This is a genomic window from Kineosporiaceae bacterium SCSIO 59966, from assembly GCA_020881835.1.
Classification (GTDB): domain Bacteria; phylum Actinomycetota; class Actinomycetes; order Actinomycetales; family SCSIO-59966; genus SCSIO-59966.
Genome location: CP052876.1, coordinates 2992559 through 3014537, shown reverse-complemented (window position 1 = coordinate 3014537; position 21979 = coordinate 2992559). Strand labels below are relative to the sequence as shown.

Below are 21979 nucleotides of genomic sequence, written 5' to 3'. Positions count from 1 at the left end.
CGTCGTGTCGCGGACATACCGTAGTCTCGACGCCGTCAGCAGACCCCCGGTCCCGCACTGGGCCGGTGCCGGCGCCCGGTCCTGGGCGCCCCGGTCGGACGGCGAGCTGTGCCGGCACTCCCAGCCGCGAGCCGACAGGAACCCCACCGTGACCGGATCCGACGTCGCCACCGGCGAGCGCGCCCCCGACCGCACCTGGCTCGTCGCGCTCGCCGCCTCGCTGTGGGGTTTCTCCTCCCTGCTACGGGAGCCGCTGAGCAAGGTCCTACCGCCGGTCTCCGTCGTCCTGCTCGAGCACGTCGTGCTCGTCCTGCTCGTCTCCCCGTGGGTGGTCCCGGCCGTACGTGCGGTGCTGCGCGCCAGCCGGCGCACCCAGGTGGGTGTCCTCGTCATCGGCGCCGGTTCCAGCGCCCTGGCCACCACGCTGTTCACCGCCGCCTTCCGCCTCGGTGACCCGGTGACCCCGCAGGTGCTGCAGAAGCTGCAGCCGGTCATCGCGGTGCTGCTGGCCACAGTGCTGCTCGGTGAGCGTCTCGGGCCCCGCTTCCCGCTGTTCGCCGTGCCGGCCCTGGCCGGGGCCTGGCTGCTGTCCTTCCCAGACCCGTTCGCCGTCGAGGTGCGCAGCCTGCTCGCCGCCGGTCTCGCGGTCGGCGCCGCCGCCCTGTGGGCGGCCGGCACGGTGCTGGGCCGGATGGTGAGCGCGGAGCTATCCTTCCTGCACGTCACGACGTTGCGGTTCACCGTCGGTCTGGCCGCGCTCGCCGTCGTCGCCGCGGTCGACGGCGCCCCGCTGTCCGTGCCCCTCGAGCTCGTCCCCCGGCTGGTGCTGCTGGCGCTCGTCCCGGGGCTGCTCGCCCTCGTCCTCTACTACATCGGGCTGCGCACGACCGCCGCCGCCCGGGCCACCTTCGCCGAGCTCGCCTTCCCGCTGACCGCCGCCGCGGTCGGGGTGGGCCTGCTCGGCGGCCGACTGGACCCGAGCCAGTGGCTCGGGTTCGCCGTCGTCCTCGTCTCGGTCGTGGCGCTGGCCCTGCACGAGCGGAGCAGCAGCCGCCCGGCCGTCCGGGCCCCGGCCGGCTGGCAGGCTGGCCCCCGTGAGCGACACCCTGCGCCTGCTGACCGGTGAGGACGCCGGCCCGCTGCTCGCCGCGGCGGTCGAGACCGCCGGCGGCCGGCTCGTGCGCTGGCGGGCCACCCAGGTCGACCACCGGCCGGGGCGCGGCACGACGGTCGCGTACTCGGCGCTCGTCCGCTGGGCCGACCGCGACCAGCAGGAGACCCTCGCCGCGAGTGCCGGCATCCCCACCGACCGGGACCGGCCCGGGGTGCTCGTGCTGTCCGACGGAGCGACCGAGGTCGCCGTCTGGCGGTTCCCGCAGGACCCGGGGCTGCCCGCCCTGGAGGCCGCCTGCGACCCCGCCCCCGTGCTGGAGCTGCTCCGCCGCCTCGGTCTGGCCCGGACGACGACGACCGCCGCGCAGCTGACCCTGCGGACCCGGGCCTACCGGCCACGCCGGCGCGCCGTCATCGAGGCGTCGGTGCCGCAGGGCCGACTGTTCCTCAAGGTGGGCCGGCCGGACCGGGTCGCCGACCTGCACCGCAGGCACCGGGTCCTCCTCGACGCGGGGGTCCCGGTGCCCGAGCCGCTCGGCTGGACCGACGACGGGCTGCTCGTGCTGCGGGCGCTGCCGGGCCGAGGCCTGCGGTCGGCGCTGCGGCGCGAGGGCGCGGCAGCGGTCCGCGCGCAGGACCTCCTCGCCACGCTCGACGCACTGCCCGCCGAGCTGCTCGACCTGCCCGCCCGGGCGTCCTGGAGCGACGGCGCCGCCCACTACGCCCGGGTGGTCGCCGACGCGCTACCGGACCAGGCGGACCGGGTGCACGCCCTCGCCGGTGCCGTCCGGGACGGTCTGGCCGGCAGTGACGAGCCGCTCGTCCCGGTGCACGGCGACTTCTACGAGGCCCAGCTGTTCGCCGCCGGCGGAAGGCTCACCGGCGTGCTCGACGTCGACTCCGCCGGCCCAGGACGCCGCGCCGACGACCTCGGTTGCCTGCTCGCGCACGTCGAGGTACTGGCCCAGATCCACACCGCGGACGCCGACCGGCTGCGTGGCGCCGTCCGCGCCTGGCTGCCGGTCCTGGACGGCGACGTCAGCACCGACCCGCGCAGCCTGCGGCTGCGCACCGCCGGCGTCCTCATCTCGCTGGCGACCGGGCCGCACCGGGTGCAGCAGGGCGGCTGGCAGCAGGCCACCCGCCAGCGGCTCGACCTCGTCGAGCGCTGGCTGGAGGCTGCCCGCACCGGCGCCGGAGTCTGAGAGGCCTCTCATCGGCGGCTCCGGCTCCCCTTAGGGACGGCGGGCAGCCTCAGGGGTGCACGGTGCCGGACCCGGCACCACGGGGTCCTGCCGGACCCGGCACTCCAGAGCCCGCGAGGGCGTACCGAACCAGGAGGAGCACCTGATGAACTCTCCGAAGAAGTGGGTCGTGGTAGGCGCGGCGGCGGCGCTCGGTGTCAGCGGCGGGGTCGCCTCGGCCGCCCTGGCCGGAGGGCTCAACGACGCGCCGGCCGGTGAGCGGATCGCCCTGTCCACGCTCGCCGACCCGACTACAGACCAGTCCGAGAACCTGGACGTCGCGGACACCGCGGTGGACGACTCCCCGGAGTCCGCCGACTCCCCGGCCGAGTCGGCCGAGGAGTCCCCGGAGTCGCCCGCCGACAGCCCGGACGACCCGGGCTTCACCGGCACGGACGACGCCGGTTCCGACGACGGCGACCACAGCGGAGCCTCGGCGAGCTCGCCCGCCGACGACGACGGCGACGACCGTCGTCCGGTGCGGGACACCGCCCCCGCCGCCGACAGCGCCGACTCCCCGGCGCCGGCTCCTGCCCCGGCACCCCGGGCACCGGCAGCGTCGGCGGACAGCCCGGCTCCTGCGCCAGCCCCGGCTCCGGTGCAGCCGTCCGTGGAGAGCCCGGAGTCCCCGGCCAGCGCCGACTCCCCGGAGGAGGCGTCGGCCGACTCGCCGGACGAGCCGTCCGCGGACAGCGCGGACGACTGACCACCACCGCCGAGCAGGTGCCGGTCCCCTCCTCGGGGCCGGCACCTGCCGCGTCCTGCGTTAGCCCGGCTCCAGCCGGTAGCCCATCCCCCGGACGGTGACGAGGTACCCGCCGCCGAGCTTGCGGCGCAGGTAACCGACGTAGACGTCGACGACGTTGGACCCGGGGTCGAAGTCGTAGCCCCACACCCGGCTCAGCAGCTGCTCACGGGTCAGCACCCGGCCGGGGTTGCGCAGAAACGTCTCGGCGAGCGCGAACTCGCGGGCCGACAGGTCCACCTCGCGCCCGTTGACCGCCAGCCGGCGGCTGTGCAGGTCCAGGCTGAGGTGGCCCGCGTGCAGCACGGTGGGCGCAGCGGTCCGGTCCTCCCGCAGCCGCAACCTGATCCGGGCCAGGAGCTCCTCGAACCGGAACGGCTTGGCCATGTAGTCGTCCGCGCCGCCCTCCAGGCCGGCGACGGTGTCCGTCACCGAGTCACGGGCGGTGAGGATGATGACCGGCAGCTCGCTGCCGGAGGCCCGCAGCCGCCGGAGCACCTCGAAGCCGTCGAGGCCGGGCAGGCCGATGTCGAGCACGAGCAGGTCGAAGTCGCCGGTGGTGGCGTAGTCGAGTGCGGTCGGTCCGTCGGTGACGACGGTCGGGCTCAGGCCCGCCCCGCGCAGGCCCTTGGCGACGAACGAGGCGATCCTCGGCTCGTCCTCCGCGACGAGGATCCCGGTCATCGGCCGGTCGCCGGTGCCGTCGTCCGGTTGCCGGCGTCGGCCTCCGGCAGTGGCATGGTGTCCGCGAGGGGTGCGGGCCCCGGGTGGTTCAGCACGATGCTGAACGTAGCTCCCTGGCCGGCCTCGGAGTCGAGCTCGACCCGCCCGCCGTGCGCCTCGGCGATCGCCGTGACGATGGTGAGCCCGAGCCCCGACCCGTCCTGCCCGCGGGACGATGTCCCGCGCTCGAACCGGGTGAAGATCCGCTCGCGGTCGGCGTCCGGGACGCCGGGCCCGGTGTCGCGCACCCACAGCCGGACGACGCCCTCGCCCTGCGCCGACCCCAGCCCGACCTCGTCGTCCTCGCCGGTGTGAGCCGCGGCGTTGGCGGCCAGCTGAAGGAGCGCCTGGGTCAGCCGTTGCGGGTCCGCCGTCAGGACGGCGGTGCTGCGGGCGTCGCGCACCCAGCGCCGGCGCCCCAGGCCCCGGGCCTTGACGAGCACGTCGTCGAGGAGGTCGTCCACGTCGACGACCTGCCGGCGCAGGAAGTCCGGACGCCGTGCCTTGGCCAGGGTGAGCAGGTCCCCGACCAACCGGTTCATCCGGTCCAGCTCGTCCAGCAGCAGCGCCTGGGTCTCGGCGACCTCGGCCGGGTCGGCGGCGTCGAGGAGCTCGAGGTGCCCGCGCAGCACGGTGATCGGGGTGCGCAGCTCGTGCCCCACGTCGTCGAGCAGGTCGCGCTGGGTGGCCAGCGCGTGCTGGAGCCGGTCGAGCATGCCGTTGACCGTCCGGGCCAGCTCGGACAGGTCGTCGTGCCCGGTCACCGGGATCCGCTCGTCGAGGTCGGTGTCGGTGATCCGCTGCGCGGTCTCGCCGAGCGCCCGGACCGGGGCGAGCAGCCGGCCCGTGACGACCCAGCCGAGCAGCGCGACGAGGGCCAGCGAGGCGAGCGCGACGACGCCGAAGGTGCGCGAGGCCTCGGCCACCTGCGCCTGCTCGAGGTCGCGGCCGATGCCGACGACGTAGACGCCGTGGCCGCCGGGGGACGCGCCGTCGAGCAGTACCGGCACGGCCGCGTACCGGACGTCCCCGACGGCGGTGGCCACGGTCGCGATCCGGGCGTCGTCGTCCGGGCCCACCGCGGCGGCCGCCTCCACCACGGGGGGCAGGTCCTGGAGCCGGACGGGCCGCTGCCCCGGTGAGAAGTACGCGACCTCGCCGCCGACCAGGGTGAGGAAGGCCTCGTTCTCGTCCGGCACGTTGCGCTGCAGGGCCGCATAGAAGAGCGACTGCAGGCTGTCGAACGGCTGGCCGGTCGCAGGGTCGAGGCCGGAGCGGGCGAAGGTGCGCAGCTCCTCCACCTCCTGCTGCAAGGAGCGGTCGATCCGGGCGTCGACGAGGTTGCGCTGCACGACGTAGGAGGCCGCGCCGGCCAGCGCCATCCCGAGTGTGGCGACGAGCAGCAGCCACCCGAGCATCCGGGTGCGCACCGTCCGGCGGCGCAGCCACGACGGTCCGCGCGACTCGCGGGGATCAGTCGTCGTCCGAGCCGTCGTCATCGTCGTCATCGTCATCGTCGTCGGAGTCGTCGTCGGCCGGGGAGTCGGCGGAGTCGTCATCGCCATCGGAGTCGTCATCGCCATCGGAGTCGTCCTCGGCCGGGGGGAGGGGGACCGGTGCGGGAGCCGGCGCGGGTGCCCGCGTCGGCCGGGGAGCCGGCGGAGGTGCCGGCTCTGGTGCGTTGCCCGGGTCCGGCTCGCCGGTCGGCGGCACGGTGGGTCTGGCCGTCGGTGCGGAGGTGTCCGGCGCGGGCGTCAGCCGGGTTGAGGGGACGACGACCACCGGTCCACCGAGGTCCGGTGGCTCGGACGGGCCGAGGGCGAGCGCGCCGCCGACGAGGCCGACCAGCAGCCCACCGGACAGGCCCCAGGCGGCCAGCGTGCGCACGGAGGTCACCTTCATGATCCTCCCGCCTTCAGGCGGGCGGTGGATGAGGAGTGGATGAGAACCGTCTCATCGCAGCAGCGGCGCCACCAGCAGTCCGAGTGCGGCGGCGGCGAGGACGGTGGTGAGCAGCGCCGCGCCGAGCACCGGCCCGACCGCCGGGTCGAGCGTCACCCCGGCCCGCAGGGTGCGGTCCCGGCGGTAGTGCCGGCGGCGTTGCAGGGCGACGAGGACGGCGGCGACCGTCGTGCCGCCGAGCCCGACGGCGGCCGCCAGCAGGCCGCTCTCACCGGCGAGCCGGGCGGTCAGCAGGCTCACGACGGTGAGCGTCAGGGCCGTTCTGATCCAGGCCAGCGTCGTCCGCTCCGGCTGCAGCCCGGCGTCCCACGGACCGTCGCCGGGTTCGACCGGTTGCCGCCGGTCCCGGCGTGACATCGGTCTCGTCACCCCGTGGTGAGCAGGACGCCGAGCAGCACGAGAGCGGTCAGCCCGATGCCGGCGGCAAGGACGGGGGCTACCGCGGGCACCGGCAGGGACCGCTCGAGGCGCAGCGCCCGCTCGGTGGCCAGCCAGCGGGTGAACGCGGTGACCGACAGTGCCCCACCGAGCAGGACGAGCACTCCGGCGACGATCCGTCGCGGCAGTGCGGGCAGCTGCTCGACGAGGAACACCTCGAGCCCGACACCGGCGGCCAGCAGCGCGAGCGCCGTCCGGATCCAGGCCAGGAAGGTCCGCTCGTTGGCCATCGTGAACCGCGGGTCGGGGTCCCGGCCCTGGGCGAGCAGCGAGCGGCTCCACCTCGGCGTCACGCGGGCACCATACCGAGCGTGCCAGGCTTGGCTCCGTGCCCGAGCTGCCCGAGGTCGAGGCGCTCGCCGCGTTCCTCCGCGAGCGGGCCGTCGGCCGCGTCGTCGCCGCCGTCGAGGTGGGGTCGGTCGCGGTGCTCAAGACCTTCGACCCTCCGGTGACGTCGCTGCAAGGGCTCGAGGTCCTCGACGCTATTCGGCACGGCAAGTTCCTCGACCTGGACGTCGACGGGCTGCACCTCGTCCTGCACCTGGCCCGGGCCGGGTGGCTGCGCTGGTACGACGAGGTGCCCGCCCGCCCACTGCGACCGGGCGGGCGCTCGCCGCAGGCCCTGCGGGTGCGCCTGGACGACGGCTCCGGTTTCGACCTCACCGAGGCCGGGACCCGCAAGGGCCTGGCCGTGTACGTCGTCCGGGACCCGGCCGAGGTCCGCGGGATCGCCACCCTTGGCCCGGACCCGCTGGACCCGGGGTTCGACCGCGCCGCGCTCGCCGACCTGCTGCGGGGCTCGCGCCACCAGGTCAAGGGCCTGCTGCGGGACCAGTCCGTGCTCGCCGGGGTCGGTAACGCCTACAGCGACGAGGTGCTGCACGCCGCCCGGATCTCGCCGTTCGCGCTCGCCGGCTCCCTGGACGACGAGCAGGTCGACCGGCTGTTCGCCGCGCTGCGCGACGTGCTCACCACGGCCGTCGCGGCGGCCGCCGGCCGGCCCGCCGCTGAGCTCAAGGACGCCAAGCGGGCCGGGATGCGGGTGCACGGGCGGACCGGGCAGGCGTGCCCGGTGTGCGGGGACGTCGTGCGGGAGGTGTCGTTCGCGGACCGGTCGCTGCAGTACTGCCCGACCTGCCAGACCGGCGGCAAGCCGCTCGCGGACCGCCGGACGTCGCGGTTCCTCAAGTAGTGCTGATACGACCTGATAGTCGATTATTGGGTTCTTCTAATTAGGCGCTATTCTTCGCTACATGCATGCCGCGACCAATCCCTTCAACCCCGGCTCCGGCCTGCGGCCTCCCGCTTTGGTGGGGCGGGAGCAGGAGCTTGCGGCTCTCGAGGTCATGGTCGAGCGCGCCCGCAACGGCCTCGACAGTCGAGGGATCGTGCTTAGCGGGTTGCGGGGGGTGGGAAAGACCGTGCTCCTCAACGAGATGCGCTTCCGTGCGGAAGCCGCCGGATGGTTCGCGGTTAATCTGGAAGCGCGTCCTGACAACGCGGGGGCCTCGAGCGTGCGTCGGATCCTCGCCCGGGAGATCACTACTCAGGCCAGGCAGCTCATGCGGCGGCGAAGGGTCAGTGATCGCGTCAAGGCGGCGCTTCAGTCGGTGGCGGCGTTCAATGTGAAGGTCGGCAGCTCAGGCATCGACCTCGGCGTAGAGATCGTGCCGGGCCGCGCCGATTCGGGAGACATCGAGATCGATCTGCCAGAGCTCGTGCAGGATCTCTGCGCTGCCTTGAAGGAGGAGGGCAGTGCCTTCGGCCTCTTCATCGACGAAGTGCACGACCTCGATCCATTGCTCCTGAGGGCGCTACTCATGACGCAGCACCAAGCCGGCCAGCGGGGCTGGCCCTTCTACCTGATCGGGGCAGGCCTTCCCCACCTCCCCGGCGTCCTGGCAGACGTACGGTCCTACGCCGAGCGGCTGTTCGACTACCGCACGATCTCCCGCCTCCGCGCCTCCGACGCCCGAGCCGCGCTCGTCGAGCCGATCGAGCGACAGGGAGCCACCATCGCCCCCGATGCCCTGGATCTGCTTCTCGAGCACTCGGAGGGGTATCCCTACTTCCTGCAGGAGTACGGCCGCGCCGCCTGGGAGGTCTCGCCCGGACCGGTCATCACCGTGGACGATGCGCGCACTGCCGCCATCATCGGGCTCGAGCGCCTCGACGCCGGCTTCTTCCGTTCGCGGTGGGACCGAGCCACTCCCTCCGAGCGGAGGATGCTCGTGGCCATGGCCGAAGATGGGGCCGGACCTTCGTCGTCCAGCGACGTGGCGCGGCGCATGGGCCTCAAGCCCACCAGCCTGGGGCCCTACCGGGCCAACCTCATCGCCAAGGGCCTTGTGTACGCCCCCGAGCATGGCCAGGTGGCCTACACCGTTCCCGGGATGGCCGGGTACGTACACCGCCACCGCGAAGACCTCGACTGATTCCCGAAGCGCGCCCGTTCACGCGCCCTCGGCGCCGCCCTTGCTGCCGAGCAGTGGCGCGAGCGCGTCCCACCGGGCGATCTCGCAGCCGTCGGTGCGCGAGAACTCCGCGTCGACGGCGGTCCCGTCCACGGTGCCGGTGACGGTGGCCCGCTGCGGACCGCCGTAGATCTCGGTGCACATCATGTCGTCGGGCACCGGGTCGAACGCCGCCGCGCCGCCGGTGTCCGCGAGGGCCCGGCACGCGGCCTCGGGGTCCGGGTGGTCGCCGCCGGGCGGGTCGCAGGTGAGCGTGAAGGTGCGGACGGCGTCCCCCGCCCCGGACTCGTCCAGCCTGATGGTGAGCTCGGTGCCGCCGGCGGTGCTGCCGGGCGGCTCTGCCGGTTCGACAGTCACGGTGTCGTCCCCTCCAGCGCAGGCGGTCAGCAGCAGCGTCACGGCCAGTGTCGCGGTGACCAGGGCGGCGCGCATCGGGGCTCCAGGGTCTCGCCGGGTGCGGTCGTGGCTGGGACGGCGAGAATGGGTGGGTCGGTTCCCATTCGTGCTTCGAGGGGAGTGTCGTCGATGTCCGAGATCCCCACCGCCCGGGTCGACGAGGTGGGTCCGGGCACGGTGCTGCTCGACGTCCGTGAGCGGGACGAGTGGGACGCCGGCCACGCACCCGGCGCCATCCACCTGCCCGCAACCGAGCTGATGGCCCGCTACGGCGAGGTGCCCGCCGACACCGAGGTCCACGTCATCTGCCGGACCGGTGGGCGGTCCGCACGCGTCGCCGAGTGGCTCAACGACGTCGGCTTCGACGCGGTCAACGTCGCCGGCGGGATGGCCGCGTGGGTCGAGGCCGGGCGCCCGATCGTCGCCGAGGGAGACCGCGAGCCTCGGGTGATCTGACACGCGAGTGCACGGCTGTTGCTCCGTTCGGATGACCTGGCCCGACGCACTGCCATGTGACCGCTACGGAGCGGTAGGAATCGGGCAGTCGTCGCCCGTGGGGCGGCATCGGCGCCTCGGGGGTGCTGGCGATGCGGTGGTCGGCGTCGGTGTGGCGGTGGACCGGGGTGGTGGCCGGGGCGGCGGTGTTGGGACCTCGGTGGTGACCGGGCCGGTGAACACCGCGGTGGCCGCAGCTCCCTCTGCGCAGGCTTCGTCGCGGGTGGAACCGGCGCCGCTGCCGGCCGGTGCGGCGTCGGGCACCGATGGCGCGGCGGTGGTCGATGACGCGGCGAGGTGGGGTGCGTTCGAGAACGTGCCGTTCGATGCTCCGCTGGCCCCGGAGGTGCCGAAGCTGGAGCGGCTGCCGAAGTCGTATGAGCCGGGGAAGTCGAAGCTGGTGGGGCGGGACGCTACCACCGACACGTACGCGAACCCGGACGGGTCCCGGACGGTCCGGGTGGCCGCCGAGCCGATCAACGTGGAGGTGGCGCCCGGGCGGTTCGAGCCGGCCGACCCGGCGCTGGTGGAGGCCACCGAGGGGATCTGCCGGCCGCCGCGCGCAGGGGGACGGCCCTCAGGGCGGGGACGAAGGCCAGGCGCCATCCGTTGGCGCCGGTACTGGGCGCAGACGGCACCGGGGGCCTGCTGGCGGTATCCACCGGTGGGGTGAGCCTGCGGGTGCAGGCCGACCAGCCGGACAGGCCGGCGCCGGCGGACCGGCTCGGTGGGCCGCCCGGAGTGCGGTTCCCCGCGGCTGCCGAGGGCTCGGACGTGGAGTACGAGGTGACCGGGTCGGCGGTCAAGGAGACGATCGTCGTCGCCGACCGGGTCGCCGCCGGGGACGGCGCGTGGTCGTTCTGGATCGATGCGGACGCCGGCGCACTGGCGCTGGACGACGAGGGCGGGATCGCGGTCACCGCGACGGACGGCACGCCTGTGATGTCGATGCCGATCCCGTACATCACCGACTCCTCCGGCGTGGAGGGGATGCGGGAGCCGGCGGACACCAACGGCAGCTACGCCTGGAACGGGTCGGCGCGCGGTGGAAGGGGACCGTGCAGGTGCCGACGGCGTGGCTGGACGATCCGGCGCGGGTGTGGCCGGTGCTGGTCGACCCGACCTTCCAGTACGAGCGGGCCGGCTACGACGACGCGTACAACTACAAGTCGGACGGCACCGTGGTCCGCGGTGGCCCGATGCGGGTGGGCAGCATCGGGGACGGCACGTCGTGGCGGTCGGTGACCCACTTCGTGTACGCGAACGCCGTCGGCTGGGACGTCCAGGTGGTGGACGTGGAGGCCACCTTCCAGCGGTCCAGCGGGGACACCACCACGCGGTCGCTGTACTTGAACCATGCCACACAGTTCGGCTACAACGGGATCGGCACCGAGCTGCCACCGCCGGGTTCGCCAGCGACGCGTACATGCGCGACGGTCGGCTGACGACGTCCGTGCGGGACGCGGTCAACCGGGGTGACAGCAGCATCTGGTTCATGCTTCGCGGCACCCAGTCGGCGTCGGCGTGGACCTACAAGACGGTCAACGGCGAGCTGTGGCTGACGCTGAACCGGAACGCGTCGGTGGCGACGCTGCAGGCGCCGGCGAACGGCGCGATCGAGCAGAAGGTGGAGCCGCCGCTGTCGGCGTCGGCGACGGACCCCGACGGGGACCAGGTGCACTACTACTTCCGGGTCTCGGAGAACCCCAACCCGGACGTTCAGCCCGTGTGGAACACTCCGGGTGGCAGAACACGAGCTCCTCGGTGTTGAACGACGCCCTGGATGAGGACCGCTGGATGGGTCGGCGTGAACATGGCGTTCCCTCCTGTCCGCGAGTGGATCGACTGTCGGACAGGGGCTGGCAGAATCGGGTGCGACACACCGCAGTGGCCGCAAACCAGGGGAAACACGGACATGGCGAGAACCACCGCGGACCGGTTGGCGGCCTACCAGCGCCGCTATCGGCAGCTGGCCGAACGCGTCGCCGACGTCGGGTTCATCGCCTCCGGCAGCATCAGCTACCGGCACAACCGATGCGGCAAACCGAACTGCCACTGCCACGCCGACCCGCCGGTACTGCTCGGGCCGTACTACCAGTGGACCGCCAAGATCGATGGCAAGACCGTGACCCGCCGCCTCAGCCCGGCCGAAGCCGAGCTCTACCAAGAATGGATCGGCAACGACCGGCAGCTACGCGCCCTGATCAAGCAGATGCGCGAAGTGGCAGCCAAAGCCACCAAACTGATCTTGCAGGAGACATCTCGCAAGTGATGGTCAAGGTTTAATCGCAAGCTCAGACATCGCTACCCCTTATAGCTGATGCCTCTACGCTGCGGGGGGAACCTCAGCACCGCCTCGTACGAGGCACGGGCCTTCGGGTGACGTCCGGCCAGTTGCTGTGAACAGCGGCCCGCCGGTGCCCGGACGCCATGTTCCTGCCGGTGCGCCGTGAGCTCTATGAAGAGGCCTCCGAACGTGTCATGGCGGTGTTGCGGTCGCTGGTGCCCCAGGTGGAGGTGCTGGGGTGGGACGAGGCGTTCCTCGGCGTGGACGCCGAGGACCCGGAGGCCGTAGCGCGCCAGGTGCAGCAGGCGGTGCGGCAGGCGACCGCCCCGGACTGCACCGTCGGCATCGGCCGGAACCGCTTGCAAGCCAAGCTCGCCACCGGCTTCGGCAAGCCCGGGATCTTCCGGATCACCGGCGCCACATGGTTCGAGGTGCTCGGGGACAAACCCGTGGACGCGCTGTGGGGAATCGGCAGCAAGACCGCCAAGAAGCTTGGGCAAGAGGGCATCTCGACGGTCTCTCAGCTCGCGGCCGCCGACCCGGAGCAGCTTGCTCGCCGGTTCGGCCCGATGACCGGGCCATGGCTCGTGCGCCTCGCGCAGGGCAGGGACTCCGCGACCGTCGGCACGCCCTGGGTGGCCCGCTCGCGCAGCCGGGAAATCACGTTCCAGCAGGACCTGGCCGACTGGGACCAGGTCCGCCGGGAGGTCGCCGAGCTGGCCCGGCGCGTGGCGGACGACGTGGCCGCCGAGGACCTGCCGGCGGCGCGGGTCGTCGTCAAGGTGCGGTACGCGCCGTTTACCACGCAGACGCACGGGCAGGCGCTGCCGGCTCCGACGTCCGACGCCGAGGCCCTGGAGAGCGCCGCGCTCGTGGCCCTCGAGTCGTTCCCGCCAGGGAGACCGGTGCGGCTGCTCGGCGTCCGCGCCGAGTTCGCGACCTGAGCGGCGACCCGTGACCGCTACAGCAGCTCGTCGAGCAGGCCGTACTCGCGCGCCTGCTCCACAGAGAGCACCCGCCCGTGCCGCAGGTCCGCCTCCACCTCCGGAGCCGGTCGGCCTGCCCGCCGAACGAGCCGGTCCTGCAGCTGGCGAACCAGCAGCTCGTGCTGGTCGACGGCAACCCGCAGCTGCTCGGCGTCACCTTCGGCGCTCATTCGCGGCACGGACAGGATGACCACGGCATGCCGATGCGCCGCGCGGCTCCTGGGCCGCGCACAGCACGGCGACCGCCGGCCCACCGAGGTGCCCCGAACGCTTCAACATGCACAGGGGCGTGGAGCAGGTCCACGGCATCGGCGAGCGCCAGCACGGGCCCAGTTCCGATGTCGGACAGGACAGGTGCAGCTCGAGTGGGTCGCTCTCCCGGCGACCGAGCTGGAGCAGCTGGGAGGTGATGCGGTGGGCCAGGGCGTCGTCGAGGTGCCCGCTGGCCACGACGAAGCGCTGCTCCAGCAGCCGGTCGGCGAGGTCCCGGTCACGGGCCGTCAGGTCCGGCTCCTCCCACGTCGGCAGGGACGGCCCCGTAGGACGTCGAGGGGGCGGCGGCTCGTCCGGTGTGCCGGGCGGAGATGGGCGCGGCACTTCTGGAGGTAGCGGCCAGACCGCGGTGCTGCGTCTCATCGTCATGAGGACCTTCCGTCGGGTCAGGTCAAATGGGCGTGACGTGTTCGTCGTGGTGCACAGGTTCGCACTGGATGGTGGCGTGGAGGACGTGGTAGTCCTCCGCGAGCATCGACGACACCCGGTCCAGGACATCGTGGTAGTCCACGTCGTCGGCGACCACGACATGTCCTGTTGCGTTCTCCAGGCCCGACGTCAAGGTCCAAATGTGCAGATCGTGGACGTCGACCACGCCGGGGAGCGCGAGGATGCGTCCCCGGACCTCCTCGACGTCCAAGCCGGGAGGAGCGACCTCCATGAGGACGCGCAGCGCTTGGCTGGTCAGCTTCCATGTGCGGGGCAGGATGAACAGGCCGATCCCAGCGCCGATCAGCGGGTCTGCGTACGGCCATCCGGTGGTGTAGATGATGACGCCGGCCACGATCACGCCGACCGATCCGAGCAGGTCGCCCAGCACCTCCAGATGGGCGCCGCGGATGTTGAGGCTGACCTTCGATCCCGCGCTGAGCAGCCGGAAGCTGATGAGGTTCACGACCAGCCCGACCACGGCGACGGCCATCAGGGGGACGCCGGGCACCTCAGGGGGTTCGAACAGGCGGCGGTAGGCCTCGTACAGGACATAGCCGGCCACGCCGAACAGCAGCACCCCGTTGGCCAGCGCTGCGAGCACCTCCAGCCGGTAGGCGCCGTAGGTGCGCTGGGAGGGCGAAGGGCGCTGGGCGAGTGTGATCGCCGCCAGGGCCATTCCGAGTCCCAGGACGTCGGTGCCCATGTGTGCCGCATCCGAGAGGAGGGCAAGGGAGTCGAAGAGAAACCCGCCGATGAACTCCACCACCATGTAGCTGGCGGTCAGCCCGAACGCGATGAACAGCGGTTTGCGGTGCCGTCCAGCGGCCGTTACCGCGGAGGTGTGTGCGTGTCCTTCCCCCACGTCAAGACCTCCCGCAGCCTTGCTGGTACGCATCGTCGCGGATCGTCACGCTGACCTCAGCCAAACAGATCACCAAGGAAACCCCGGCGACGCTGACCCTGCCCGTGTCCACCGTGCCCACTGCCGTACCCACCGTGATGTCCCCGGTCGTCGCCATACGCAGGAGGTTGCTGTGGGCCCGGCCGACCGTAGAACGCGCTCTCTGCGTCGACGAGGCGCTCAAGCTCCCCGCGGTCCAGGAAGATGCCGCGGCAAGCGGTGCACTGGTCGATGGTGATCCCGTTGCGCTCGTAGGCACGCATGTCCGCGCCGCACTTGGGGCAGGTCAAGGTCTGCTGTGTCTCGGTCATCGCGGTGCCTTTCCGTGGGAGGACGGTGGTACTCAAGACTCGTCGGGTGCTACGACTCTGGCCGCGGGGGCATGCCCCAGGTGCGTCAGGGCGACGTCCAGAAGCATTCGCACATGCCCGTCGGCCAGCCGGTAGAACACCAGCCGACCACTGCGGCGGGCCGCCACCACCCGGTGCGCCCGCAGCAGGCGCAGCGCGTGGCTGACTCCGGACTCACTCTGGCCGGTGACCGCCGCCAGGTCGTGCACGCAGACCTCGCCGCCCTCGAGCAAGGTGATCAGCAGGCGGACCCGGCCGGGATCGCTGAGCAGCGCGAAGACCGCCGCCAGGTCCTCGACCAATGGCGCCGGCGGCAGCGACCGTTCCAGAGCAGCCACCCGACCTGCGCCGGACGGCGACGAGCAGGGATGCGCCGAAGCACTGGCCCCGGGAGCTGATCTAGCGCTCATCTGATCAGGCTATCAATGGTTGGTGCGCCGCGCGCGGATGACGAACCGCCTGGTGGGCAGGATCCGCATCCGGTGCCGACCGACCCCGCAGGTCCTGAACGCGGACGTCGTAGCCGCTTACGATAGTAAGCGCCTGGGTTGGGTGCCAGCGCATCGTGGCGCTAGCATCGCCGCATGACGATTGAAGACATGACCTCTGGCCCGCAAGCGACGGCGCAGGACCTGGGGTCGGCGGTGGCGCTGTTCCACAGCCTTTCAGACCCCACCCGGTTGTCGATCGTGCGGCGACTCGCCGCTCACGGGGAAGCCCGGGTCGTGGACCTGATGTCCGAGCTCGGACTGGCGCAGTCCACGGTGTCGGCGCACGTGGCGTGCCTGCGGGACTGCGGGCTGGTGGTCGGCCGGCCGCAGGGCCGGCAGATCTTCTACTCGCTGACCCGACCGGAGCTGATGGACCTGCTCGCCGCGGCCGAGACGCTGCTGGCCGCCACCGGCAACGCGGTAGCGCTGTGCCCCGTGTACGGAACCGACGCCCCCGCCGGCACCCCAGTAAAGGAGGGCACTCGATGAGCGACGCCTGCGGCTGCAGTCACGAGGACCCGACGACCCCGGCCGGGCAGGAGGGCGAGGAGCACGAGCCGGAGCGGTTCTGGCAGGTCCGCGAGCTGCAGGCGGCCGCGCTGGCCGCGCTGCTGCTGCTCGCGGCGTTTATCGCCAACCGTGCCGACGGCCCGTCCTGGCTGCCGCTGACCTTCGACGCCGCGGCCCTGCTGGTGGGGGCGACTACGTTCGTCCCCTCCACGCTGCGGCGCCTCGGGCGGGGCAAGATCGGCGTCGGCACGCTGATGACGATCGCCGCGGTGGGTGCGGTGCTGCTCGGCGAGGTCGGCGAGGCTGCCGCGTTGGCGATGCTGTTCTCGATCAGCGAGGGCCTGGAGGAGTACTCACTGGCCCGGACCCGACGCGGGCTGCGCGCGCTGCTGTCCCTGGTGCCCGAGCAGGCCACGGTGCGTCGCGGCGGCGTCGAGCAGGTCGTCGCGCCGGCCGAGCTGCGCGTCGGCGACACGATGGTGGTCAAGCCGGGTGAGCGGATCGCCACCGATGGCCTGATCATCTCCGGTAGGACCGCGCTGGACGTCTCGGCGATCACCGGGGAGTCGGTGCCGGTCGAGGCCGGTCCCGGTGATGAGGTGTTCGCCGGCTCGATCAACGGCATCGGCGTCCTCGAGGTCGAGGTGACCACCACCGCCGAGGACAACTCACTGGCCCGGATCGTGCGGATCGTGGAGGCCGAGCAGTCCCGCAAGGGCCAGGCCCAGCGCCTGGCCGACCGGATCGCCCGGCCGCTGGTCCCGGGGGTGATGGTGGCCGCGGCGCTGATCGCCGCCCTCGGCAGCGTCTTCGGTGACCCGGCCACGTGGATCGAGCGGGCCCTGGTCGTCCTGGTCGCGGCCTCGCCGTGCGCGCTGGCGATCTCCGTGCCGGTCACCGTGGTCGCCGCGATCGGCGCCGCCAGCAAGCAGGGCGCCCTGGTCAAGGGCGGCGCCGCCCTGGAAGCCCTCGGCAAGATCCGCGCCGTGGCGCTGGACAAGACCGGAACCCTGACCCGCAACCGACCCACCGTGGTCGACGTCGCCGCCACCGCCTCCGCCTCACGCGAACACGTGCTGGCGGTGGCCGCCGCGCTGGAGGCCCGCAGCGAGCACCCGCTCGCCCGCGCCATCCTGGCCGCCGTCGACGACCCCGCCCCGGCCACCGACGTGCAGGCGGTCCCCGGCGCTGGCCTGACCGGCCACATCGACGGCCGGCCGGTCCGCCTCGGCCGCCCCGGCTGGCTTGAGCCCGGCCCGCTCGCCGCGGATGTGGAGCGGATGCAGCACGCCGGGGCGACCGCCGTCCTCATCGAAGAGAACGGGGCGGTGATCGGCGCGGTCTCCGTCCGCGACGAGTTGCGCCCGGAGGCTCCCGAGGTGGTCGCCCGGATGCGCCGGGACGGGTACCACGTCGCGATGCTCACCGGCGACAACACCGCCACCGCGACCGCGCTGGCCGCTCAGGCCGGCATCGACGCCGTGCACGCCGAGCTGCGCCCGGAGGACAAGGCCGCCCTGGTCGCCCGGCTGCGCGAACAGCACGCCACCGCGATGGTCGGTGACGGCGTCAACGACGCACCCGCCCTGGCCACCGCCGACCTGGGCATCGCGATGGGCGCGATGGGCACCGACGTCGCGATCGAGACCGCCGACGTCGCCCTGATGGGAGAGGACCTGCGGCACCTGCCGCAAGCGTTCACCCATGCCCGCCGTGCCCGGCGGATCATGCTGCAGAACGTCGCCCTGTCGCTGGCCATCGTGACCGTGCTGATGCCGCTGGCGCTGTTCGGCGTCCTCGGCCTGGCCGCGGTCGTCCTGGTCCACGAGGTCGCCGAGGTCGTCGTGATCGCCAACGGCGTCCGCGCCGGCCGTACCACGTCGCTGCCCCCCGCTCAGGCCGTCGAGCCCGCCGCGCCGAAGACCCAGACCGTCGGCGCCTCCCGGTGACACCGATCCCGGTCGGGCCGTCCGCCGGTGCTGCCGACCCTGTCCCCGACGGTCGGCGTCAGGAATCCCGCCGGCGCACCGGGCTGTTCGTCGCCGCCGCAATGGTCGCCGGCATCGACCTGGCCGCCAAGGCCTGGGCACAGCGGGCGCTACCGGCCGGAGGCATCGAGGCCGGGCCGGTGGACCTGCGGCTGGCCTACAACCCCGGGGTGGCGTTCTCGCTCGCCGCCGAGGCGCCCAGCGCCGCGGTGCTCGTGGTCACGGGACTGATCACCGCTGTGATGGCCGTCCTGGCCTGGCGCACCGCCGCCACCGGGTCCAGGTGGCGAGCCGCGGCACTGGCCGCCATCCTCGGCGGCGCCGTGGCCAACGTCGCAGACCGGGCCGCCGATGGTGTGGTTACCGACTATCTGCACACCGGCTGGTGGCCCACCTTCAACCTGGCCGACACCGCGATCGTCACCGGAGCCGCCCTCCTCGTGCTGGCCGGGCTACGCGCAGCCGACGACCCCGGCGGGGCGGCCCCCGGGAACGGCATTCGCCAAGAAGGGCAGCGAGCTGGTCATGAATGAACGTGGAATGACTCGCCTGGCTGGGGGGCTGGCCCTGCCAGTGGTCGCCAGCCTGCCCGGCCTCGTGCTGCGCCTGGCCGGCTGGCAGGTGCCGCCCGTCGTGGCCGCGCTGGCGTTCGCTGCCGCCGTGGTCGGTGCCGCGTTCCTGCTCACCTGGGGCACCGAGCTCGCCGAGATGGACATCGGGCAGGGCCTGGCGCTGGCACTGCTGGCGCTGATCGCGGTGCTGCCCGAGTACGCGGTGGACGTCGTCTTCGCCTGGAAGGCCGGGCAGGACCCAGCCACCTACGCGCCGCTGGCGCTGGCGAACATGACCGGCGCCAACCGGCTGCTGATCGGCGTGGGCTGGTCGGTCGTCGCCCTGGCCGCGATCGCGGCGATGCGGCGGGCCTCCTCGCGCAGCGGCCGCGGCACTCGCGAAGCCAGCGACGGCCGGCGTCCCGCAGCGGTCGAGCTACAGCGAGTGCAGGTCGTCGAACTCGCCTTCCTCGCCGTGGCCAGCGCGTACGCGCTGTCCTTCCCGTTCCGCTCGTCGCTGACGATCGTGGACACCGTGGTGCTGTTCTCGATCTTCGGCGCCTACCTGTGGCGAGTCCGGGCGGTCGAGGACGAGCTCGACGGCGACGATGCGGAGGACGAGGAATCGGAGCTGTTCGGTCCGGCGGCGCGGGTGGCGAGACTGTCCGCTCGCACCCGCCGGGTGATCACCGCCATCATGCTGATGGTCGCCGCCGGGATCATCCTTGTTGTTGCCGAGCCGTTCGCGGAGAGCCTGGTGGCCACCGGCGAGCAGCTCAACGTCAGCGAGTTCCTGCTCGTTCAGTGGGTCGCGCCGCTGGCCTCGGAAACACCGGAGTTCATCGCGGTGCTGCTGCTCGCCTGGAAGCTGCAGTCCGCCGCCGCGCTCGGCGCGCTGATCTCCTCAAAGATCAACCAGTGGACCCTTCTGGTCGGGGTCCTGCCGCTGGTGTTCGCGGTCTCCGCCGGGTCGTGGGGCGGACTGCCGGTGGACGCGGTGCAGCGCGAGGAGCTGCTGCTGACCGCGGCACAGTCGGTGTTCGCAGTCGCCCTGATCGTCGGCGGTCGGCTGACCCGCGCCGGGGCGTGGTCGCTGCTCGTCTTGTTCACCGTCCAGTTCATCGCGGCCTGGACCACCCCTCCTGGCCTAGCCGGGGTCACCCGGATCGTGGTCGCCGCCGTCTACCTGGCCCTCGCCTCGATCTTGCTGGTGCGGCGCCGCCACGCGCTGGCCGAGGTGCTGGCCACCGGACTGCGCGCCCCGAAGCAGCAGATCCGCGCAGCCGCGCCCGGCGGAGACACCGGCGAGCCCTACCACGGCGGCGAGGCAGGACCGCGGTGAAGCTGAACACCCCCATGACCACTCCCAGTGCTCCCGGCCCCGACCTCCGGCATCACGCTCCCGGGACGCACAGCCCGCCGCAGGTTCGCGAGCACGTCGCGGTAGTGCCCGGCCTGGCCGTGCGGCGGTACTTCACCGGCCCCGCCGCGGCCCTGGCCGCCGCCGGAGTGGCCGTGCAGGTCCTGCCGCCGATCGCAGCCCCGGAAGTTCCACCGGGGAGCCTAGCCGCAGTCGCGACCGCGCTGGCCCCCGACCTGCGCCACCAGCGTGCGCCGGTGACGCTGGTCGGGCACTCCTTCGGCTGCCAGGTCGCGCTGCACTTGGCGGCGCAGCTGCCGGACGTGGTGACCCGGCTGGTGCTCATCGGTCCCACCGTCGATCCCGCCCAGCGGCGGCTGCCGGTACTGCTCGCCGCGTGGCTGCGGGACATGCCACGCGAGTCCCGCCGACTCGGGCTCGAGCAGCTGCCCGACTGGTGGCGCGCCGGCGCTCGCCGCATCGCCGCCGGAATCCAGGCGGCGCTGGAAGACCGGCCCGAGGACGTCGCAGCCCATCTGCAGGTCGCCGCCACCGTCGTCCGCGGCCAGGCGGACCCGATCTGCCGGCACGCCTGGGCCGCCGAGCTAGCCGCTCTCCTGTCCGCACGGCTGCTTGTCGTGCCGCAGGCCGGGCGCGCGTGGCCGTACAGCCGCCCGGAGACCTTCGTGGAGGTCTTGCACCTCGCGGGCGTCAGGGGCCAGTCATGACCACCAGCCGCTCCGGTGCCCTGCCCCCTGAACGGTGTGTGGCCGCCTTCGACTCCGCCTCGGCATTCCTGAGCGCCCTGGCGCGCGCCCTGCAGGGCCGGGACTTCCCCCACCTCGGCCAGTCGCCGCTCAAGGCCCCGCTGGTGCGGGCCAGCGCGCTGCTCCCACTCCGCTTGCGCCGACGCGCCTACGCGATCGCCAGCGGGCGGGAGGGCGTGCCGCCGCACCGGCTGGGAGACGTCGATCTGGCGGCCGTCGCTGCCTGGGTCGCCGGCCACTACCCGTCCCGGAGCTACCCGGCTGTGCTGCTCGGCTCCTCGAACGGGGCGCTGGCTCATCTCGCGGCCGCCTGCGGACTGCCGTGGCTGCCGCAGACCTTGCTGCTGCCAGTACGCCGTCCCGGCGCCGACCCACGCGACGCCCGTGCCGCGATGGAGTTCGGCCTGCGGCACGCTCCGGCCCTGCTCGCCGGCAACCCCGGCGTCGAGCTGCACCACATGCACGACGCCAACCAGGACGCGCTGAGCGCATCCGAGATGTCCTACTTCCGGGTCAAGTGGCGGGCGCTGCCCCGGGCGTACGAGCGCTTCCTCACCGACTGTCTGGAACCCGGCGCCCCGGTGATCGTGGTGCGCGACGCCTCCACATGGCCGGTCACCCGGATCTCCGACCGGCATGTCTTTCAGTACGGCGCGCAGGGCGGCATGAGCGCGGAGGAGTACGCCGCGGAACCGGGTGCGCCAGCAGCGGACGACGAGGCCGCGGAGGCGGAGTGGGGCTTCGCCGACGCGCTGCTCCCCGACGTGCATGCCTGGGCGAGGTCGCGGGGCCACCCCGTCATCGACGTCCGCTACGAGCATCCCCAGGACCCGGCACCGGCCGTGGCCGACACGATCCGCACCTGGGTGCGGGCACGGGGAGAGCCGGGACAGCGGCTGCTGGTCAGCTCCTTCATCGTCCACGACCCCTGGCGGACCATCACCACCGCGTCCGTGCCGTTCTGGACCTTCTTCCCGGTGCGCCGGGCCGCGGACTGCCTTACCGCCTACCTCGACCGCGCCTCCTACGAGGAGATCGACGTTCTCCTGTTCAGCAACGGGGTCCCCTCCCGCGGGCAGGTCGACGCCGCGCACTGGGAGCAGCTGGCCCGCCGGGCCCAGCGCCGGGGACGGCTGCTCGGCGTAAACCCGACCGCCTTTCCCGCCGACTTCCCGGCGTTCGCCCGCTACGGACCAGCGCTTCGGTCACTGCCGGAGGCCACCCGACCGTGGTCCCCGCTGGCGCTCGCCGATGCCCTCACCGGCCTGGCCGGCCACCCGGAGCTGACCGTCACCGACACCCCTGCCGCCTCGTGAAGGGTCTGCGCCTGGCCGTGGCTGGCTACCCCTCTCCCGATGCCGTCTACCATGCAGCACAGGAGGATCGCCGCCCCGCCCTTTGGGTCACGGTCCCGACGGAGCAACCGATGCTGGAGCCGAAGAGGGGTGAGGTCGGCGTACCCGCTGCTTTTTCAGCCCGACAGCACCGGAGCG

Annotated in this window: 27 protein-coding genes; 17 read left to right on the top strand and 10 right to left on the bottom strand. The window is 73.0% G+C overall.

Translation table 11 applies throughout. The features are described from left to right. Nucleotides 1-148 precede the first annotated feature (148 nt). The 3 genes from HJG43_14180 to HJG43_14170 all read left to right on the top strand — a co-directional run bounded on the left by HJG43_14180 (nucleotide 149) and on the right by HJG43_14170 (nucleotide 3063). Nucleotides 149-1126: a DMT family transporter gene (locus HJG43_14180; GenBank protein ID UER55493.1), complete on the top strand. Its 978-nt coding sequence runs from the start codon at nucleotides 149-151 to the stop codon at nucleotides 1124-1126. Then, on the top strand, nucleotides 1095-2318 hold the full coding sequence (locus tag HJG43_14175; GenBank protein UER55492.1) for an aminoglycoside phosphotransferase family protein: 1224 nt from the start codon (nucleotides 1095-1097) through the stop codon (nucleotides 2316-2318). Before HJG43_14180 ends, HJG43_14175 begins: the two co-directional genes overlap by 32 nt. Nucleotides 2319-2463: 145 nt before the next feature. Next, nucleotides 2464-3063 (top strand): hypothetical protein, encoded by a 600-nt coding sequence (locus HJG43_14170; GenBank protein ID UER53207.1) that lies wholly within the window; start codon nucleotides 2464-2466, stop codon nucleotides 3061-3063. A 60-nt stretch (nucleotides 3064-3123) separates the two neighbouring features. Here the strand turns inward: HJG43_14170 and HJG43_14165 are convergent, their stop codons facing one another. From HJG43_14165 to HJG43_14145, 5 genes are all read right to left on the bottom strand, one after another. Then, nucleotides 3124-3786: a response regulator transcription factor gene (locus HJG43_14165; protein ID UER55491.1), complete on the bottom strand. Its 663-nt coding sequence runs from the start codon at nucleotides 3784-3786 to the stop codon at nucleotides 3124-3126. Then, a complete protein-coding gene (locus HJG43_14160) occupies nucleotides 3783-5243 on the bottom strand; it encodes a HAMP domain-containing histidine kinase (protein ID UER56000.1) in 1461 nt (486 codons plus the stop codon). The genes HJG43_14165 and HJG43_14160 overlap by 4 nt, the downstream gene beginning before the upstream one ends. A 55-nt stretch (nucleotides 5244-5298) precedes the next feature. Next, entirely contained in the window at nucleotides 5299-5712 is a 414-nt protein-coding gene (locus tag HJG43_14155) for a hypothetical protein (GenBank protein UER55490.1), read from the bottom strand. A 66-nt stretch (nucleotides 5713-5778) separates the two neighbouring features. After that, nucleotides 5779-6144: a DUF202 domain-containing protein gene (locus HJG43_14150; GenBank protein ID UER55489.1), complete on the bottom strand. Its 366-nt coding sequence runs from the start codon at nucleotides 6142-6144 to the stop codon at nucleotides 5779-5781. 8 nt (nucleotides 6145-6152) lie between these two features. Then, nucleotides 6153-6455 (bottom strand): DUF202 domain-containing protein, encoded by a 303-nt coding sequence (locus HJG43_14145; protein ID UER55999.1) that lies wholly within the window; start codon nucleotides 6453-6455, stop codon nucleotides 6153-6155. A gap of 98 nt (nucleotides 6456-6553) precedes the next feature. Here HJG43_14145 and HJG43_14140 point away from each other — a divergent pair, with 98 nt between their 5' ends. Both HJG43_14140 and HJG43_14135 read left to right on the top strand, forming a co-directional pair. Further along, nucleotides 6554-7417 (top strand): Fpg/Nei family DNA glycosylase, encoded by an 864-nt coding sequence (locus HJG43_14140; GenBank protein ID UER55488.1) that lies wholly within the window; start codon nucleotides 6554-6556, stop codon nucleotides 7415-7417. Nucleotides 7418-7478: 61 nt separating this feature from the next. Then, nucleotides 7479-8660, top strand: a complete 1182-nt coding sequence (locus tag HJG43_14135; GenBank protein UER55487.1) for an ATP-binding protein — start codon at nucleotides 7479-7481, stop codon at nucleotides 8658-8660. Between the two features lie 18 nt (nucleotides 8661-8678). On the opposite strand, the gene HJG43_14130 is transcribed toward HJG43_14135, so the two are convergent. After that, on the bottom strand, nucleotides 8679-9131 hold the full coding sequence (locus HJG43_14130) for a hypothetical protein (GenBank protein ID UER55486.1): 453 nt from the start codon (nucleotides 9129-9131) through the stop codon (nucleotides 8679-8681). Nucleotides 9132-9224: 93 nt separating this feature from the next. Between HJG43_14130 and HJG43_14125 the strand changes: the two genes are divergently transcribed. The 6 genes from HJG43_14125 (at nucleotide 9225) to HJG43_14100 (ending at nucleotide 12821) form a co-directional block, all read left to right on the top strand. Continuing rightward, a complete protein-coding gene (locus HJG43_14125; GenBank protein ID UER55485.1) occupies nucleotides 9225-9551 on the top strand; it encodes a rhodanese-like domain-containing protein in 327 nt (108 codons plus the stop codon). Between the two features lie 262 nt (nucleotides 9552-9813). After that, on the top strand, nucleotides 9814-10263 hold the full coding sequence (locus HJG43_14120) for a hypothetical protein (protein ID UER55484.1): 450 nt from the start codon (nucleotides 9814-9816) through the stop codon (nucleotides 10261-10263). A 391-nt stretch (nucleotides 10264-10654) separates the two neighbouring features. Next, on the top strand, nucleotides 10655-11035 hold the full coding sequence (locus HJG43_14115; GenBank protein ID UER55483.1) for a hypothetical protein: 381 nt from the start codon (nucleotides 10655-10657) through the stop codon (nucleotides 11033-11035). Next, the gene (locus tag HJG43_14110) at nucleotides 11017-11361 is read left to right on the top strand and encodes a hypothetical protein (protein UER55482.1); all 345 of its coding nucleotides are present in this window, start codon (nucleotides 11017-11019) and stop codon (nucleotides 11359-11361) included. The genes HJG43_14115 and HJG43_14110 overlap by 19 nt, the downstream gene beginning before the upstream one ends. A 144-nt stretch (nucleotides 11362-11505) precedes the next feature. Further along, nucleotides 11506-11862: a hypothetical protein gene (locus tag HJG43_14105; GenBank protein ID UER55481.1), complete on the top strand. Its 357-nt coding sequence runs from the start codon at nucleotides 11506-11508 to the stop codon at nucleotides 11860-11862. Nucleotides 11863-12020: 158 nt separating this feature from the next. After that, the gene (locus HJG43_14100; protein ID UER55480.1) at nucleotides 12021-12821 is read left to right on the top strand and encodes a DNA polymerase IV; all 801 of its coding nucleotides are present in this window, start codon (nucleotides 12021-12023) and stop codon (nucleotides 12819-12821) included. 17 nt (nucleotides 12822-12838) lie between these two features. Here HJG43_14100 and HJG43_14095 read toward each other — a convergent pair whose 3' ends face one another. The 4 genes from HJG43_14095 to HJG43_14080 all read right to left on the bottom strand — a co-directional run bounded on the left by HJG43_14095 (nucleotide 12839) and on the right by HJG43_14080 (nucleotide 15229). After that, entirely contained in the window at nucleotides 12839-13117 is a 279-nt protein-coding gene (locus HJG43_14095) for a hypothetical protein (GenBank protein UER55479.1), read from the bottom strand. A gap of 410 nt (nucleotides 13118-13527) precedes the next feature. After that, complete coding sequence (locus HJG43_14090; GenBank protein UER55998.1) at nucleotides 13528-14430, bottom strand: cation transporter; 903 nt, start codon at nucleotides 14428-14430, stop codon at nucleotides 13528-13530. Nucleotides 14431-14486: 56 nt separating this feature from the next. After that, entirely contained in the window at nucleotides 14487-14780 is a 294-nt protein-coding gene (locus HJG43_14085; protein ID UER55478.1) for a zf-TFIIB domain-containing protein, read from the bottom strand. 32 nt (nucleotides 14781-14812) lie between these two features. After that, nucleotides 14813-15229 carry a helix-turn-helix transcriptional regulator gene (locus HJG43_14080; GenBank protein UER55477.1) on the bottom strand — a complete coding sequence of 139 codons (417 nt, stop codon included), beginning with the start codon at nucleotides 15227-15229 and terminating at the stop codon, nucleotides 14813-14815. A 174-nt stretch (nucleotides 15230-15403) separates the two neighbouring features. On the opposite strand from HJG43_14080, the gene HJG43_14075 reads away from it, so the two are divergent. The 6 genes from HJG43_14075 (at nucleotide 15404) to HJG43_14050 (ending at nucleotide 21802) form a co-directional block, all read left to right on the top strand. After that, nucleotides 15404-15799 carry a winged helix-turn-helix transcriptional regulator gene (locus HJG43_14075; GenBank protein UER55476.1) on the top strand — a complete coding sequence of 132 codons (396 nt, stop codon included), beginning with the start codon at nucleotides 15404-15406 and terminating at the stop codon, nucleotides 15797-15799. Beyond that, nucleotides 15796-17769, top strand: coding sequence for a cadmium-translocating P-type ATPase (cadA, locus tag HJG43_14070; protein ID UER55475.1), 1974 nt, complete (start codon nucleotides 15796-15798; stop codon nucleotides 17767-17769). The genes HJG43_14075 and cadA overlap by 4 nt, the downstream gene beginning before the upstream one ends. Before the next feature lie 101 nt (nucleotides 17770-17870). Further along, nucleotides 17871-18341, top strand: a complete 471-nt coding sequence (gene lspA, locus HJG43_14065; GenBank protein UER55997.1) for a signal peptidase II — start codon at nucleotides 17871-17873, stop codon at nucleotides 18339-18341. A gap of 7 nt (nucleotides 18342-18348) precedes the next feature. After that, nucleotides 18349-19701, top strand: coding sequence for a sodium:proton exchanger (locus tag HJG43_14060; protein UER55474.1), 1353 nt, complete (start codon nucleotides 18349-18351; stop codon nucleotides 19699-19701). 14 nt (nucleotides 19702-19715) lie between these two features. Further along, on the top strand, nucleotides 19716-20447 hold the full coding sequence (locus HJG43_14055; GenBank protein UER55473.1) for an alpha/beta fold hydrolase: 732 nt from the start codon (nucleotides 19716-19718) through the stop codon (nucleotides 20445-20447). Beyond that, nucleotides 20444-21802, top strand: coding sequence for a hypothetical protein (locus HJG43_14050; GenBank protein ID UER55472.1), 1359 nt, complete (start codon nucleotides 20444-20446; stop codon nucleotides 21800-21802). The genes HJG43_14055 and HJG43_14050 overlap by 4 nt, the downstream gene beginning before the upstream one ends. Nucleotides 21803-21979: the final 177 nt, after the last annotated feature.

Bases quoted from the DNA above. Each gene is read 5' to 3' on its own strand.
- HJG43_14170 (UER53207.1), top strand. From the start codon at position 2,464: ATGAACTCTCCGAAGAAGTGGGTCGTGGTAGGCGCGGCGGCGGCGCTC.
- HJG43_14165 (UER55491.1), bottom strand. From the start codon at position 3,786: ATGACCGGGATCCTCGTCGCGGAGGACGAGCCGAGGATCGCCTCGTTC.
- HJG43_14160 (UER56000.1), bottom strand. From the start codon at position 5,243: ATGCTCGGGTGGCTGCTGCTCGTCGCCACACTCGGGATGGCGCTGGCC.
- HJG43_14150 (UER55489.1), bottom strand. From the start codon at position 6,144: ATGTCACGCCGGGACCGGCGGCAACCGGTCGAACCCGGCGACGGTCCG.
- HJG43_14145 (UER55999.1), bottom strand. From the start codon at position 6,455: ATGGCCAACGAGCGGACCTTCCTGGCCTGGATCCGGACGGCGCTCGCG.
- HJG43_14135 (UER55487.1), top strand. From the start codon at position 7,479: ATGCATGCCGCGACCAATCCCTTCAACCCCGGCTCCGGCCTGCGGCCT.
- HJG43_14130 (UER55486.1), bottom strand. From the start codon at position 9,131: ATGCGCGCCGCCCTGGTCACCGCGACACTGGCCGTGACGCTGCTGCTG.
- HJG43_14125 (UER55485.1), top strand. From the start codon at position 9,225: ATGTCCGAGATCCCCACCGCCCGGGTCGACGAGGTGGGTCCGGGCACG.
- HJG43_14110 (UER55482.1), top strand. From the start codon at position 11,017: ATGCGCGACGGTCGGCTGACGACGTCCGTGCGGGACGCGGTCAACCGG.
- HJG43_14105 (UER55481.1), top strand. From the start codon at position 11,506: ATGGCGAGAACCACCGCGGACCGGTTGGCGGCCTACCAGCGCCGCTAT.
- HJG43_14100 (UER55480.1), top strand. From the start codon at position 12,021: ATGTTCCTGCCGGTGCGCCGTGAGCTCTATGAAGAGGCCTCCGAACGT.
- HJG43_14085 (UER55478.1), bottom strand. From the start codon at position 14,780: ATGACCGAGACACAGCAGACCTTGACCTGCCCCAAGTGCGGCGCGGAC.
- HJG43_14080 (UER55477.1), bottom strand. From the start codon at position 15,229: ATGAGCGCTAGATCAGCTCCCGGGGCCAGTGCTTCGGCGCATCCCTGC.
- HJG43_14075 (UER55476.1), top strand. From the start codon at position 15,404: ATGACGATTGAAGACATGACCTCTGGCCCGCAAGCGACGGCGCAGGAC.
- cadA (UER55475.1), top strand. From the start codon at position 15,796: ATGAGCGACGCCTGCGGCTGCAGTCACGAGGACCCGACGACCCCGGCC.
- lspA (UER55997.1), top strand. From the start codon at position 17,871: ATGGTCGCCGGCATCGACCTGGCCGCCAAGGCCTGGGCACAGCGGGCG.
- HJG43_14060 (UER55474.1), top strand. From the start codon at position 18,349: ATGACTCGCCTGGCTGGGGGGCTGGCCCTGCCAGTGGTCGCCAGCCTG.
- HJG43_14055 (UER55473.1), top strand. From the start codon at position 19,716: ATGACCACTCCCAGTGCTCCCGGCCCCGACCTCCGGCATCACGCTCCC.
- HJG43_14050 (UER55472.1), top strand. From the start codon at position 20,444: ATGACCACCAGCCGCTCCGGTGCCCTGCCCCCTGAACGGTGTGTGGCC.